This window comes from Brevundimonas sp. P7753, assembly GCF_013386595.1.
In the GTDB taxonomy this organism is placed as follows: domain Bacteria; phylum Pseudomonadota; class Alphaproteobacteria; order Caulobacterales; family Caulobacteraceae; genus Brevundimonas; species Brevundimonas bullata.
In genome coordinates, this window is sequence record NZ_JACARP010000068.1 from 96,604 (window position 1) to 111,141 (window position 14,538).

15 protein-coding genes are annotated in these 14,538 nt (G+C 66.4%); 11 read left to right on the top strand and 4 right to left on the bottom strand.

Annotation, left to right across the window (positions count from 1 at the left end):
• The first annotated feature begins 8 nt into the window (after positions 1-8).
• The 5 genes from HX774_RS13595 (at position 9) to HX774_RS13615 (ending at position 5,593) form a co-directional block, all read left to right on the top strand.
• Entirely contained in the window at positions 9-1,418 is a 1,410-nt protein-coding gene (locus HX774_RS13595) for a sigma-54 dependent transcriptional regulator (protein ID WP_178827545.1), read from the top strand.
• Entirely contained in the window at positions 1,418-2,278 is an 861-nt protein-coding gene (locus HX774_RS13600; protein ID WP_178827547.1) for a D-amino-acid transaminase, read from the top strand. Before HX774_RS13595 ends, HX774_RS13600 begins: the two co-directional genes overlap by 1 nt.
• 107 nt (positions 2,279-2,385) lie before the next feature.
• A complete protein-coding gene (gene hfq / locus HX774_RS13605) occupies positions 2,386-2,631 on the top strand; it encodes an RNA chaperone Hfq (RefSeq protein ID WP_003164861.1) in 246 nt (81 codons plus the stop codon).
• Positions 2,632-3,960, top strand: a complete 1,329-nt coding sequence (gene hflX / locus HX774_RS13610) for a GTPase HflX (protein ID WP_178827549.1) — start codon at positions 2,632-2,634, stop codon at positions 3,958-3,960.
• A 4-nt stretch (positions 3,961-3,964) separates the two neighbouring features.
• On the top strand, positions 3,965-5,593 hold the full coding sequence (locus HX774_RS13615) for a Na+/H+ antiporter (protein WP_178827551.1): 1,629 nt from the start codon (positions 3,965-3,967) through the stop codon (positions 5,591-5,593).
• Positions 5,594-5,722: 129 nt separating this feature from the next.
• Here the strand turns inward: HX774_RS13615 and mazG are convergent, their stop codons facing one another.
• Together mazG and HX774_RS13625 are read right to left on the bottom strand one after the other, a co-directional pair.
• Complete coding sequence (mazG, locus tag HX774_RS13620) at positions 5,723-6,511, bottom strand: nucleoside triphosphate pyrophosphohydrolase (RefSeq protein ID WP_178827553.1); 789 nt, start codon at positions 6,509-6,511, stop codon at positions 5,723-5,725.
• Complete coding sequence (locus HX774_RS13625; RefSeq protein WP_178827555.1) at positions 6,512-7,876, bottom strand: MFS transporter; 1,365 nt, start codon at positions 7,874-7,876, stop codon at positions 6,512-6,514. It lies immediately after the preceding gene.
• Positions 7,877-7,988: 112 nt separating this feature from the next.
• Between HX774_RS13625 and HX774_RS13630 the strand changes: the two genes are divergently transcribed.
• The 4 genes from HX774_RS13630 to ygiD all read left to right on the top strand — a co-directional run bounded on the left by HX774_RS13630 (position 7,989) and on the right by ygiD (position 10,745).
• Positions 7,989-8,852: a D-alanyl-D-alanine carboxypeptidase family protein gene (locus tag HX774_RS13630; RefSeq protein WP_178827557.1), complete on the top strand. Its 864-nt coding sequence runs from the start codon at positions 7,989-7,991 to the stop codon at positions 8,850-8,852.
• Entirely contained in the window at positions 8,827-9,294 is a 468-nt protein-coding gene (locus HX774_RS13635; RefSeq protein ID WP_178827559.1) for a hypothetical protein, read from the top strand. The genes HX774_RS13630 and HX774_RS13635 overlap by 26 nt, the downstream gene beginning before the upstream one ends.
• Positions 9,295-9,382: 88 nt before the next feature.
• Positions 9,383-9,985, top strand: coding sequence for an NAD(P)H:quinone oxidoreductase (gene wrbA, locus HX774_RS13640; RefSeq protein ID WP_178827560.1), 603 nt, complete (start codon positions 9,383-9,385; stop codon positions 9,983-9,985).
• 4 nt (positions 9,986-9,989) lie between these two features.
• Positions 9,990-10,745, top strand: a complete 756-nt coding sequence (gene ygiD / locus HX774_RS13645; RefSeq protein ID WP_178827562.1) for a 4,5-DOPA dioxygenase extradiol — start codon at positions 9,990-9,992, stop codon at positions 10,743-10,745.
• Between the two features lie 21 nt (positions 10,746-10,766).
• Here the strand turns inward: ygiD and HX774_RS13650 are convergent, their stop codons facing one another.
• Complete coding sequence (locus tag HX774_RS13650; protein WP_114816625.1) at positions 10,767-11,186, bottom strand: DoxX family protein; 420 nt, start codon at positions 11,184-11,186, stop codon at positions 10,767-10,769.
• Positions 11,187-11,293: 107 nt separating this feature from the next.
• The gene (locus tag HX774_RS13655) at positions 11,294-12,850 is read right to left on the bottom strand and encodes an AMP-binding protein (protein ID WP_178827564.1); all 1,557 of its coding nucleotides are present in this window, start codon (positions 12,848-12,850) and stop codon (positions 11,294-11,296) included.
• A 198-nt stretch (positions 12,851-13,048) separates the two neighbouring features.
• Between HX774_RS13655 and lipA the strand changes: the two genes are divergently transcribed.
• Both lipA and HX774_RS13665 read left to right on the top strand, forming a co-directional pair.
• Positions 13,049-14,020: a lipoyl synthase gene (gene lipA / locus HX774_RS13660; RefSeq protein WP_114816623.1), complete on the top strand. Its 972-nt coding sequence runs from the start codon at positions 13,049-13,051 to the stop codon at positions 14,018-14,020.
• Positions 14,021-14,027: 7 nt separating this feature from the next.
• Complete coding sequence (locus HX774_RS13665) at positions 14,028-14,480, top strand: type II toxin-antitoxin system RatA family toxin (RefSeq protein WP_178827566.1); 453 nt, start codon at positions 14,028-14,030, stop codon at positions 14,478-14,480.
• Positions 14,481-14,538 lie beyond the last annotated feature (58 nt).

Consider the following 14,538-nt stretch of genomic DNA (forward strand, 5'->3'; position numbering starts at 1 on the left):
GAGGCGTCATGCGCAATACAGGTGCCGACATTCTGGTCGTGGACGACGAGGCGGATATCCGCGAACTGGTCTCTGGCCTGCTCGAGGACGAGGGCCACTCGGTCCGCACGGCCGCCAACTCGGACGAGGCCCTGGCCGCAATCCGGGCGCGCAAGCCGTCGCTGGCCGTGCTCGACATCTGGATGCAGGGCGGCGGGCTGGACGGGCTGGAGCTGCTGGACGTGGTCAAGGAACTGGACCAGGACCTGCCGGTCGTCATGATCTCGGGCCACGGCAATATCGAAACCGCCGTCAGCGCCCTGAAGCGCGGCGCCTATGATTTCATCGAGAAGCCTTTCAAGTCGGACCGACTGGTGGTCGTCGTCGAGCGCGCGCTGGAATCCGCGTCGCTGAAGCGCGAAAACCGTCGCCTGCGGGCGCAGACCATGGCCCCGACCGGCCTGATCGGGAAGTCGGCGGCGGCGCAACTGCTGCGGGGCACCATCGCCAAGGTCGCCCCGGCCAACAGCCGCGTTCTGATCTCGGGTCCGCCGGGCTCGGGCAAGGAGCTGGTGGCGCGCCAGATCCACGACGCCAGCCCGCGCGCCAGGTCCGAGTTCGTCGCCATCTCGGCCGCGGGCATGACGCCGGAGCGTCTGGACGTTGAACTGTTCGGCGAGGAAGGCGGCGACGGCCGTCCGCGCAAGATCGGCGTCTTTGAACGCGCTCACAACGGCACTCTCTACCTGGACGACGTCGGCGACATGCCGCGCGAGAGCCAGAGCCGCATCCTGCGCGTACTGGTCGAGCAGCGATTCCGCCGGGTCGGGGGCGAACAGGATGTTCAGGTCGATGTCCGGGTCGTCACCTCGACCGCCCGCGACCTGAAGGTCGAGATCGCAGAAGGGCGCTTCCGCGAGGATCTGTTCCATCGCCTAAACGTGGTGCCGATCCGCGTGCCGCCTCTTTCCGAGCGTCGCGAGGATATCGCCGAACTGATCGAATACTTCGTCGACAATCTTTCGTCGTCTCAGGGCTTGCCGCACCGCCGCATCGCCGACGACGCCCTGGCCGTGCTGCAGGTCCACCCCTGGCCGGGGAATGTCCGCCAGCTGCGCAACAACGTCGAGCGCCTGCTGATCCTGGCGACTGGCGATGCAGACGAGCCGATCACGGCCGACATGCTGCCGCAGGAGGTGGCCTCGTCGGGCGGCGCCTCGTCCCTCGGCGCCGATCGAATCATCGCCCTGCCGCTGCGTGAGGCGCGCGAAGTGTTCGAGCGGGACTATCTGGCGGCGCAGATCATGCGTTTTGGCGGAAATATCTCGCGCACGGCCGCCTTCATCGGCATGGAAAGATCCGCGCTGCACCGCAAACTGAAGTCGCTGGGCGTTTCGCCCGCTCGCGGCGGAGACGACGAAGAGGGAGAGGGGGGCTGATGTCCAGGATCGCCTATGTCAACGGAACCTATCAGGCCCACAGCGGCGCCACGGTTCACATCGAGGATCGCGGCTTCCAGTTCGCTGACGGCGTCTATGAGGTCTGGTCGGTGTTCGACGGCCGGCTGGCCGATTTCGATGGCCACATGAGCCGCCTGGCGCGCAGCCTGACCGAGCTTCGCATCCCGATCCCGATGACCGCCCAGGCCCTGGAGCGCGTGCTCAAGGAAACCATCCGGCGCAACCGGGTGCGCAACGGCATCGTCTATCTGCAAGTCACGCGCGGGACTTCGCCTCGCGATCACGCCTTCCCGCAGGACACGCCGCCCAGCGTCATCGTCACCTCCAAGACCATCGACCTGGCCAAGGGCGAGGCCCTGGCGGCCAAGGGCGCGGCGGGCGTGACCATGCCCGACATCCGCTGGGGCCGCTGCGACATCAAGACCGTGGGCCTGCTGCCCAACGTCCTGGCCAAGCAGGCCGCGCGCGAAAAGGGCGCCTATGAGTGCCTGATGGTCGATGAGATGGGACTGGTGACGGAAGGTTCGTCCACCAACGCCTGGATTGTCGATGAGAACGGCAAGCTGCGCACGCGCGACACCCAGGCCAACATCCTGCGGGGCATCACCCGCACGGCCATCCTCAAGCTGGCCGAGGCCGAGGGCATCGAGCTGGACGAGCGTCCGTTCAGCGTCGACGAGGCCAAGCGGGCGAAGGAAGTCTTCGTCACCGCCGCCAGCTCCTTCGTCATGCCCATCGTGTCTCTGGACGGCGCGAAGATCGCCGACGGCAAGCCTGGTCCGGTCGCGACCCGACTGCGCGAGGTCTATCTTGAACAGGCGCGCCGCGAGGCCATTTAGGGCGTTGCCGCGACGGCGAAGGGGCGTCTAAGGTTGTGTGCGGGCCGTCGAGTCCGCACCGGCTGCCTTGGCCGGCGAAAAAGAACCAAGAACAGGACAAACCTGCCATGTCGCAAGACAAACGCCAGAACCTTCAGGACACCTTCCTCAACAGCGTCCGCAAGACCAAGACTCCGCTGACCATCTTCCTGGTCAATGGCGTCAAGTTGCAGGGCATCGTGACCTGGTTCGACAACTTCTGTGTGCTGCTGCGTCGCGATGGCCAGTCGCAGCTCGTCTACAAGCACGCCATCTCGACCATCATGCCGTCCGCGCCCGTGCAGCTGTACGAGCCGGACGCCGAAGAAGACTGATTGACCTCCAAACACATCGACCACACCGTTCCGCTGATCCGGGCGGTTGTCATCCATCCCGACCGCCGCTCGGACAGCCCAAGGCTGGCGAGCGAGCGCCTTGAGGAAGCCGCGGGCCTGGCCCGCGCGCTGGACCTCGACGTGTGCGCCGAAGAGATCGTGCGCCTGCGCTCCACCACGCCCGCGACTCTGTTCGGCTCAGGCAAGGTCGAGGAACTGGCCGCCCTGGTTCGCGCCGCCGACGCCGAGGCCGTGGTCATCGATGACGACCTGTCGCCGGTGCAGCAGCGTAATCTGGAAAAGGCGTGGGAGGTGAAGGTCATCGACCGCACCGGCCTGATCCTAGAAATCTTTGGTCGCCGTGCTCGCACCAAGGAAGGCCGGTTGCAGGTTGAACTGGCCCGGCTGGACTATGAACGCTCGCGTCTGGTCCGCACATGGACCCACCTGGAGCGCCAGCGCGGCGGCACCGGCTCGACTGGCGGCCCCGGCGAAACCCAGATCGAACTGGACCGACGCCTGATCGCCGACCGCATCGTGCGCCTGAAGGCTGAACTGGAAGAGGTGCGCCGCACGCGCGGTCTGCATCGCAAGGCCCGCAAGAAGGTCCCGTTCCCGTCGGTGGCCCTGGTCGGCTACACCAACGCCGGCAAGTCGACCCTGTTCAACCGTCTGACGGGGTCCGAGGTCTTCGCCAAGGACCTGCTGTTCGCCACCCTGGACACGACTCAACGCACCATCCGTCTGCCGCAGGGCCGTCCGGCCATCATCGCCGACACCGTGGGCTTCATTTCCGACCTGCCGCACGAACTGGTCGAGAGCTTCCGCGCCACCCTGGAAGAGGTGGGCGAGGCCGACCTGATCCTGCACGTCCGCGACATCGCCTCGCCCGACAGCGACGCCCAAGCCAAGGACGTCGAGGCGGTTCTGGAGCAGATCCCGACGCCGGAGGGCCCCAATGGCGAAAAGAAGCCGCGTCGCATCCTCGAAGTCTGGAACAAGATCGACCTGCTGGACGCCGACGTGCGTGAAGCGGTTACGGGCCAGGCCGAGCGTCTGACGCGCGAGGGCAAGGCTGTCGCGGTTTCGGCCTGGACGGGCGAGGGGATCGAGGCCTTGCGCGAAGCCATCGCCGGCCTGATCGACGACGATCCCGAGACGCGCCTGACGCTACAACCCGATCAGGGCGAAGCTCTGGCCTGGCTGTACGAGAACGGCCGCGTGACCTTCCGGGACACGGACGCCGACGGTCGGACGCATATGGTGGTGCGACTGCATCCCTCGGCGCTGGGACGACTGGAGCGCCTCTACCCGGATATCATCGACTAGTTCCATGCACCTGATCGAGACCATCCTCTTCCTGCTCCTGGCCGTGGTGGTCTCGGGCTGGGTGGCGCGGATGACCCGGATCGCCCTGCCTCTGGTGCAGATCGGTCTTGGGGCCGGCGTGGTCCTGATGACCGGGCAATCGGTCGATCTGAAGCCGGACATCTTCTTCCTGCTTTTCCTGCCGCCCCTGCTGTTCGTGGACGGCTGGCGCATTCCCAACGAGGCCTTGTTCCGCGACCGGGTGGTGATTCTGGAGCTGGCGCTGGGGCTGGTGGTCTTCACCGTTCTGGGGGTGGGCTTCCTGATCCACTGGATGATCCCGGCCATGCCGCTGGCGGTGGCGTTCGCTCTGGCGGCCATCCTGTCGCCGACCGATCCCATCGCAGTGTCGGCGGTGGCGGCCCGGGCGCCGATCCCCAAGCGCCTGATGCACATCCTCGAGGGCGAGTCGCTGCTCAACGATGCGACCGGCCTGACCTGCATGCGTATCGCCGTGGTCGCGGCGACGACCGGGGCGTTTTCCCTGACCAACGCCGTCGGCACCTTCGTCTGGCTGGCCGTGTCGGGGATCGCGGTCGGGGTCGTCGTGACCCTGGCCATCGGCCTGCTCAAGGGCTGGATCAGCCGCCGCTGGGGCGAGGACGTCGGCGGGCAGATCCTGATCAGCCTCCTGATTCCCTTCGCGGCCTATCTGGCCGCCGAAGCTGTGCATGGATCGGGCATTCTGGCGGCGGTGGCCGCAGGTGTGACCATGAGCTTCACCGAGCGTAGCGGCATGGCCCAGGCGGCCACCCGCATTCGCCGGGCCGTGGTATGGGATACGGTGCAGTTCGTCGCCAACGGCCTGATCTTCGTCATCCTCGGCGAGCAGATGCCGTCCATCATGGCCCGCGCGGCCGAGGTCATCCAGACGACCCAGCACAAGGAGGTCTGGTGGCTGGCGGTCTATGTCTTCGCCATTGTGGCGGCGCTGGCGACGCTGCGCTTCGTCTGGGTGTGGACCTCGCTGAAACTGACCCTGTACCGCAGGCGGGGGCGTAGCGCGCCGCCTCGGGTGGGACTGCGCCTCGTCGCCGTCATGTCTCTGGCGGGCGTGCGTGGCGCCATCACCCTGGCCGGCATCCTGACCCTGCCTTTCGTTCTGAGCGACGGCACGCCCATGCCGGCGCGCAACCTGGCCATCTTCCTGGCGGCGGGGGTCATCATTGTCTCCCTGGTCCTGGCTACCATCGCCTTGCCGCGTCTGCTGAAGAACGTCGAATTGCCGCCCGAACCGTCGCATCTTGAGGAAGAAGATCGGTCGCGGGTTGCTGCGGCCACGGCGGCCATGCGGGCCATCGAGGACCGACAGCACTTCATGGCGGAAGGCAAGCCGGACCCTGATCTCTATGCCGAGACCGCCGCTCGCCTGATGGAGGTGTATCGTCGCCGCATCGAGAGCCGCAGCCACAGCGAAGGCGATGATCTGGCCCGCGCCCAGCGCGGCGACGAGATCGAGCGCCAACTGCGGCTGGCCGGGCTGGCCGCCGAACGGGACGAACTGGTCCGTCTGGGGCGACAGAGACTAGTGGATGAAGAAACCGCGCGCCGCCTGATCCGCGAGATCGATCTGCAGGAACTGCGCTACGTGTGATCCCGCCCCGTCCTCCCGGCCGCAGCCGCAGGCGGAGAGCCGGGACCGCTCAAGATTACGGCCGTTTGCGCTTTTAGCGGTCCCGGATAGCGGCTACGCCGCTTCCGGGATGACGGCGCGGTAGGTGAATCAGCCCTTCTCAGCCGCCTTGGCCGCGTCCCACAGGGCGTCCATCTCGGCCAGGTTCGACTGTTCCGGCGTACGGCCGTCCTTGGCCAGTTCGGCTTCGATGAAGCCGAAGCGGCGGATGAATTTGGCGTTGGCGGCGCGCAGGGCGTCTTCGGGTTCGACCTCCAGCTTGCGCGCCAAGTTGGCGACGACGAACAGCAGGTCGCCCAGTTCCTCGCGCGCCTTGTCCTTGTCGCCGGCGGCGATCTCCACGCGCAGTTCCTCGACCTCTTCGGCCAGCTTGTCGAAGACCTCGTCGGTCGAGGGCCAGTCGAAGCCGACGCGGCCCGCGCGCTTGGTCAGCTTGGCGGCGCGGGTCAGGGCGGGCAGGCCGACCGGAACATCGTCCAGCACGCCGTGCTGCGCCTTGGCCTGACGCTCAGCGGCCTTGATGTCCTCCCAGCGGGCCTTCTGGGCCGAGCCGCTGGGCTTGGCGGCTTCCTCGCCGAAGACGTGCGGGTGGCGCCGCACCAGCTTGTCGGCCATGGCATCGGCCACGTCGTCAAAGGCGAAATGGCCGGCCTCTTCGGCCATGCGGGCGTGGAAGACGACCTGAAACAGCAGGTCGCCCAGTTCGACCTTCAACTCTTCCATGTCGGCGCGCTCGATGGCGTCGGCGACCTCGTAGGCCTCCTCGATCGTATAGGGGGCGATGGTCGCGAAGGTCTGCTCGACGTCCCAGGGGCAACCGCCGTTCGGATCGCGCAGGCGAACCATGATCTCTTTCAGGCGGTCGACGGAGTGGGTCATTCAGGCGGTCCCGGCGTCGCGGGCAGCCAAGGCCTCGCGGATTTCATCGTGGCGCTTGGGCGTCAGGGGATAGCCCTTCAGCACCCAAGCGGCCGCCGCCAGTAGCAGGCCCGGCACGGCGATGAATAGGATTTGCAGCGCCAGCAGCGAAAACTCGCTGTTGCCCGCCGGTCCCGGCAGAGCCTTGAACCCCACCCATTGCAGGATCAGGTAGGGGATCAGCGCCACGACGTGGCCGATCTTGGTCGTGGCCGACAGGATGGAGAACATCAGGCCGGTGCGGTCCACGCCCGTCTCCAGGCGAACCTCGTCGCCCGCGTCCGCCATCATGGCTCGCAGCAGGAACAGGCCCGCTGCATAGGGCAGACCGGCGATAAACATGACCACGGCGGTCAGGGCGAAGTTGCCGCCGGGGACCAGGGTGGCGGCGATATAGAGGCCGGCGAAGATCAGGCTGGCGACAGCCAGGGCCCTGTCCTTGCCGATCCTGGTCGCCAGCCAGGCCCAGATCGGCGCGCCCACCAGCCCGGCCACGAAATAGAACAGCATGAAGAGCGACGCCTGGGTGTGATCGTAGCCCTTGATCTGACCGAAGAAGAAGAACAGCAGCGAGCCGGTGATGCCCGGCGCCACGCCCAGCAGCAGGTCGGCGATCAGCAGCTTGCGCACTGTCTTCATGCCGAACAGGGCCAGATAGGCCTTGGGTCCGCCGTGCGGCGGGGCGCCGACGTTCATGGGTTCGGGCACGGCCACCATGGCCAGGCCGATGGTGACGGGCAGGGCGATCAGGATGGCCCAGCCCATGATCCGCACGCCGTCGGCATAGTCGCCGATGCCCGACTTCACCACCACGGTCGGCAGGATCAGGATCAGGATGACGCCGATGATGTTGAACACCTGCCACCAGCCATAGACCCGACTGCGCTGATCGTACTGCGGCGCCAGAACCGCCGCCCAGCCCAGTTGGCCGAGAGTGCCGATGGAGAAGCCGAGGTAGAGCACCAGCAGCCAGGCGAACAGATAGGCGGGTCCGGCGCCAGGCTGGACCAGGACGAACATCATCAGCGCCGACAGCATCAGAATGGGCGTCGAGACGATCATCCAGGGACGATAGCGGCCGAACCGCGTCTTGGTCTTGTCCATGCCCCAGCCGATGAAGGGGTCGAAGACGATGTCGATCAGCCGCACGGCCATGAAGACGGCGGCCACCACGCCCAGCTCCAGCCCGACGTGCGTGGCGTAGAACTCCGGCAGGGTGACGGGCAGGGCCACGCCGAAAGCCGCCAGCGGCAGGCACGGCCCGGAAAAGGCGGCCAGAACAGCATTGGAACGGCGAGGCGCTTCAGCGGCGGCAACAGATGACATCAGGCGTCCGAACATGGTCGGCCTGAGTCGGCCGCAGCTTCACCATGCCGGTTTTCTGCGAACAGGCGAAGACGCCCTTGCGGTTCCCGGCAAGCTGAGGCCTGCTGGCGCCATGTCAGTGCGATTTGCGATCCTTGCCGCGGTCTTTGTTGCGGTCCTCGGCGGCGCCGGAGCGGCGAAGGCCGACGCCCAGATCTGCGACCGGCCCACCAACGCCTGGGACAATGCGGCCCAGGCCAACGGCATTTCGCTCTATACCTTGGAATGGTCGCCGTTCGGATCGGCGGAGTGGGGATGGGAGACCTATACGCCCCTGATTCAGCGGGAGATCGGGTCGCCGTGTGATCCGGCGTCGCCGGCCTTCGCCGAGGCTCTGGCCGGGTTTCAGGCACGCTATGGACTGATGGCGACGGGCCAGTTCGACCAGTCGACCTTCCAGGTGTTTCGCGGTCTGTGGCAGGAACGGCGCCCCTTCGTCATGGCGCGGGTGAGGGGGGAGTGCCCCGAGCCGCCGCCCATCAGCCTGCTGGCCTATCTGTCGCCGCAGGAGGAGCACGCCGAGCGGATGACGCGTCTGCTGCGCCGCGACGTGCTGGACGCCTATCGCCGCATGGCCGCCGCCGCCCGCGCCGAGGTGCCCGCCATCGCCGCCGATCCCGAACTGATGCAGATCTTCTCGGGGTTCCGCGACCCAGAGGCCGACGCCGCACGATGCGCCGCACAAGGGAACTGCGACGGCCTGCGCCGCGCCGTCTGTTCGCCGCACCGGACCGGAACCGCCATTGATATCCACGTCGGCCATGTCGAGGGCATGGGGGTGGATTCGACCGATCCTTTGAGCCGCCGCCACATGGCGGAAGGCCCGGCCTACCGCTGGCTGGTGGCCAATGCTTCCCGTTTCGGTTTCACCCCCTATGTGTTCGAACCTTGGCATTGGGAGTGGACTGGCGATGATACGGCCGCTGGCGGACGGTGAGGCGGCGCTGGCGCGCGAGGTGTTCGGCGCGGCGCTGAGGCTGGACGACATACGCTTCCTGGCCTCGCCTTGGCCGTTCGACCGGGCCTTTGTGCCGGGGCGCTGGTTCGGACGCGACTGGATCGTCTGGCCGAAAAAGACGCTGGAGCCGGACCTGTCCCGTGCGCCGCTGAGGACCCAGGCCGTCTTCGTTCATGAACTGGTCCATGTCTGGCAGGCGCAGAACGGTCTGAACCTGCTGATGAGCAAGCTTCGGGCGGGCGACGGCCCCGCCGCCTACGCCTATCCGCTGGACGACCTGTGCGACTGGAGCGGTCTGAACATCGAACAGCAGGCCATGGTAGTCGAGCACCGCTTCATCCTGTCGCGCGGCGGGCGCGCGCCCGCGACGCAGGCCTTCTACGACCGGGTCTGCCCCTTGGCGCATCGCATGGAAATTTGACAGCGGGGGCTTGCGGCGCCGCAACCTCTCGCTAAATCAGACACTGATGCAGTTGCTTTTGTGTCAGTCAGATTTAGCGGAGCGTTTGATGCCCAAGATTCTCGTCCTCTATCACTCGACCTATGGCCACATCGAGCAGATGGCAGAAGCTGTCGCCGAGGGCGCGCGCAGCGTCGAAGGCGCTGTTGTGGACATCAAGCGCGTGCCGGAAACCGTGCCTGCCGAGCTGGCCAAGGCGTCGGGCTACAAGATGGATCAGGTCGCGCCGATCGCCGAAGTGAACGAGCTGGCCGACTATGACGCCATCATCCTGGGCGCCGGCACCCGCTTTGGCACCGCCGCGTCGCAGATGCGCGCCTTCCTCGACCAGACCGGCGGTCTGTGGGGCCAGGGCAAGCTGATCGGCAAGGTCGGCAGCGCCTTCAGCGCCTCGGCGACCCAGCACGGCGGTCAGGAAACCACCTTCGCGGGCCTGCACAACTACTTCATGCACCAGGGCATGGTGGTGGTCGGCCTGCCGTATTCCTTCGCCGGTCAGATGAACATGGACGAGATCACCGGCGGCACGCCTTATGGCGCCACCACCCTGACCAAGGGCGACGGCTCGCGCATGCCCAGCCCGAACGAACTGGACGGCGCCCGCTTCCAGGGCCGGCATGTGGCGGAAATCGCCAAGAAGATGCACGGTTAAGATCATGCGCCAGCCCGCCGTCTTCTTTGGCCACGGTTCTCCGATGAATGCTCTAGGCGGTCCCTATGCCGACGCCTGGCGTGCGCTGGGAGAGCAGATCGGCAAGCCCAGGGGCGTGGTCATGATCTCGGCCCATTGGGAGACGCGCGGGCTGGGCGTGACGGCGCAGGAGCAGCCGGAAACCATCCATGATTTCGGGGGCTTCCCGCCTGAACTTCACGCCATGCAGTATCCCGCGCCCGGATCGCCCTCGCTGGCGGCCCGGGTGGCGGAACTGACGGGCGCGCAAGTGACGACCCAGTGGGGGCTGGACCACGGCACATGGTCGGTTCTGGCCCATGTCTGGCCCGATGCCGATGTGCCCATCGTCCAGCTGTCGCTGGATCGGACGCTGGATGCGCGCGGTCACTATGAGCTGGCGAAGGCGCTGCGGCCCTTGCGGGACGAAGGCGTCCTCATCGCCGGGTCGGGCGACTTCGTGCACAATCTGCGAACGTGGAAGCGTGCGGGCGGCGAGCCCTATGATTGGGCCGTCGATTTTAATGAGGCGGTGAAGCGCGCCTTCCTCGCCGGGGACCACGACGCTCTGATCGACTGGGTGAATCTGGCCGAGGAGGCCCAGCTCAGCGTGCCGACCGACGAGCACTATCTGCCGCTGCTCTACGTCGCGGCCCAGCAGGCGCCGGGCGAGGCGATCAGCTTCTTCAACGACGCCATCGAAGGCGGTTCGATCTCGATGACCGGCGCCCGGATCGGCTGATCCAGGCGCCGATCTGATCGGTCAGCGGCGACGACCGCCGCGCATCATGCTGTCCAGGGCGATGGGGCCTGGACCCGCGAAGAAGAGATACAGGAAGACGAAGCAGTAGAGCGCCGCCAGCTCGCCCCCATTGTTGATTGGATAGGGGCTCTGCGGCGCGTGCACCATCCAGTAGGCCACGGCGGTGAAGCCGGACAGGATGAAGGCGGTCGGGCGGCTGAATAGACCCAGCACGATCAGGACGCCGCCGACCAGTTCGATCGGGCCGGACCAACCGGCCAGCGTGGACAGGCTGGAGACGTCAAAGCCGCCGCCCTGGCCGCCGGGTGGGAAGCCCAGGATCTTCTGCGCGCCATGCTGCAGGATCAGCAGACCGGCCACGATCCGCAGAATGCTCTGGAAACGCGGGGCCCAGCTCGAAAGAGACGCTGCACTCGCCATTCGTTTTTTCTCCCGATCACGCCTGTCCGTCAGGTCCAGGGACTGGACCGACGCAGCGCGCAAAGGCGGAGGTTAGGCGAAGCTGTGCGCTCTGCAAGCCGTCCTGATCAGACGGCTTTTAGGGCGTCCTCGACCAGCTTCTGGATGGCGACATAGTCGGTCTTGCCGGTGCCTAGGACCGGAATGACGGCGATCTTGATGATCTTCTTGGGCACCGCCAGTTCGGGTGCGCCATTGTCGCGCGCCCACTCCGACAGCTCGGCCGAAGCCGCACCTTCGTGATCTGTGACCAGGATCAGGCGTTCGCCCCTCTTGCTGTCCGGCACCGAGACCGCCGCGTGGCGGTTGTCGGGCCAGACGGCGCCGGCCATATCCTCGACCGCCAGCAAGGACACCATCTCGCCGCCGAGCTTGGCGAAGCGTTTCACCCGTCCCAGGATGGTGATGTAGCCCTCGTCGTCGATGTCGACGATGTCGCCGGTGTCATGCCAGCCGCCCGCCAGCGGCTCGATGCCCTTGGGATCGTTCGGCGAGATATAGCCGGCCATGACGTTAGGCCCGCGCAGGAACAGCTGGCCGCCGCCCTCGATGCCCGGAACCGTGTCCAGGCGATATTCCATGCCGGGCATGATCTGGCCGACCGTGCCGGGGCGGTTGCGGTCGGGGTGGTTCACGGCGACGACGGGCGCCGCCTCGGTCGCGCCATAGCCTTCCAGCAGTTCCACGCCGCCGAACTTGGTGTTGAACATCTGACGCGTCTCGTCGCGGACCTTTTCGGCCCCGGCGACGACGAATTGCAGGGTGGCGAAATCGTCCGGCTCGGCCACACGCGCGTACTGGTTCAGGAAGGTGTCGGTCGCGAACAGGATCGAGGCCTTCACCTGGGGCAGCAGGTCGGTGATCTGCTTGGCGTGCAGGGGCGAGGGGTATTCGAACGCCTTCATCCCTTGCAGCAGCGGCAGCAGAACCCCGCCCGTCAGGCCCAGGGAGTGGAAGGTCGGCAGCGGGTTGAACATCACCCACTCGGGCTTCAGTTCGATATGGGCCGCGACCTGGCGGGCGTTGGCGACCAGATTGCGCTGGCTCAGCACCACGCCCTTCGGCGCGCCGAAGCTGCCGGAGGTGAACAGGACCACGCCCGGCGAATCGGGATCGCTCTTCACGCGGAAGCGGCGCGGGGCCATGCCGGCGCTGAGGCCGTACAGCTTGTCGGCCAGGCCGATGGTCTTGCGCACGTCGTCCAGCCAGATGATCTCGGCGACTTCGCCCAGGGCCGTCATCAGGTCGTCCAGCTTGGCCTGGGTGACGAAGCGCTTGGCCGACAGGATCTTGGTGACGCCCGCCGTCTTCAGCGCCGCCTTCAGATTGGCCTCGCCCGAGGTGAAGTTCAGCATGACCGGCACCCGCCCAAAGGCGTGCAGGCCAAAGAAGGTCACGACCACGCCCGCGCTGGACGGCAGCAGAATGCCGACGCGCTCGCCCGGCTGGGTCATGGCGGCGATCTTGCGGCCCAGCACGAAGGCTGCGCGGATCAGGCCGGTATAGGTCAGGGGATGACGGTCCTGGTCTTCCAGGATCTCCTTGTCGCCATAGCGGGCGCGCGCATCGATCAGCGCGTCGAACAGGGATTCGTCATAGACCTTGGGGTCCAGGGCAGCCCGCAAGCACGTCCTCCTTCGGAGAGCTCTGAGACGGCTCTCTCGGTTACAAGAGGCCGGAACCTAGTGACGTAAGGTCGCCTTGAAAAGATGCGTAACGTCGCGTGAACGTCGCATCTGTATCACTGAAACCGTCTGTGGCTTGCCATCGGCGGTCGGAAAGCCGACATACCGCCCTTCTGCACAGGAGCCCGACCGCCGGCTATGGTCACGCTGATCGACACCCTGACGAAGAAGCCTTCAGAGCTGCGTCACCCGGAAAAACAGAACCGCCCGGAATCGGCGGTGCTGAAGAAGCCTGACTGGCTGCGCGTCAAGGCACCTGGTTCAGGCCAGTATAATGCGACCCGGGAGATTGTTCGCTCCAAGGGTTTGGTGACGGTCTGCGAAGAGGCGGCCTGCCCGAACATCGGCGAGTGCTGGAGCCAGAAGCACGCCACCCTGATGATCATGGGCGACACCTGCACGCGCGCCTGCGCCTTCTGCAACGTCAAGACCGGCCTGCCGCAGGCCCTGGACCCGGAAGAGCCGGCCAAGGTCGGCCTGGCCGTCCAGCAGATGGGCCTGAACCACGTGGTCATCACCTCGGTGGACCGCGACGACGTGGCCGACGGCGGCGCCGCCCACTTCGCCGAGGTGGTGCGCCAGATCCGCATTCAGGCGCCCAACACCACCATCGAGATCCTGACGCCCGACTTCCTGCGTAAGGACGGCGCGGCCGAGGTGATGATCGACGCCACGCCCGACGTCTTCAATCACAACCTCGAGACCGTTCCGCGCCTCTATCTGAAGATCCGCCCCGGCGCCCGCTACTTCCACTCGCTGCGCCTGCTGCAGATGGTCAAGGAGCGCGACCCGAACCAGTTCACCAAGTCCGGCATCATGGTCGGCCTGGGCGAGACCAAGGAAGAGGTCATGCAGGTGATGGATGACATGCGCTCCGCCGGCGTCGACTTCATCACCATCGGCCAGTACCTCCAGCCGACGCGCAAGCACGCCGCCATCGACCGCTTCGTCACGCCGGAAGAGTTCAAGGCTTATGAGGCCATCGCTCGCGCCAAGGGCTTCCTGATGGTGTCGTCGTCGCCGTTGACGCGGTCGTCGCACCACGCCGGGGACGACTTCGCCCGCCTGAAGGCTGCGCGTCAGGCCCAGGCAGGCCGTTCGGCCCGCTAAGCCCTGAATGGCGGTCCATCGCGTTACGCGCATCCTTCCCTATGCGCCCGAGCAACTGGCGAGCCTGGTCGCGGACGTGGAGTCCTATCCGGCCTTCGTGCCGTGGATCACGTCCATGCGCGTCTGGAACAAACGCGAGGAGGCGCCGGGCGTGCGTCTGCTGGACGCCGAGGCAGGGGTGGGCTTCGCCTTCCTGACCGAGCGGTTCTCGACCTGGGTGCGCCATGACATCCACGCGCCCAAGGTCGAAGTCGGTCTGATCCGCGGACCGTTCAAGCATCTGAAGAACCGCTGGGAGTTTCACCCCCATCCCGAAGGGACGCGGCTGGAGTTCTTCATCGACTTCGCCTTCAAATCGCGGATGCTGGACATGATGCTGCACGCCAATTTTGATCGCGCGGTCGACAAGCTGATCCACTGTTTCGAAACGCGGGCGAAGGCCCTCTACGGCAAGAGGTAGGCCCATGACTGCGCCTTTCGACTTCGATGCGACGGTCGTGGGGGCGGGGGCTGTGGGG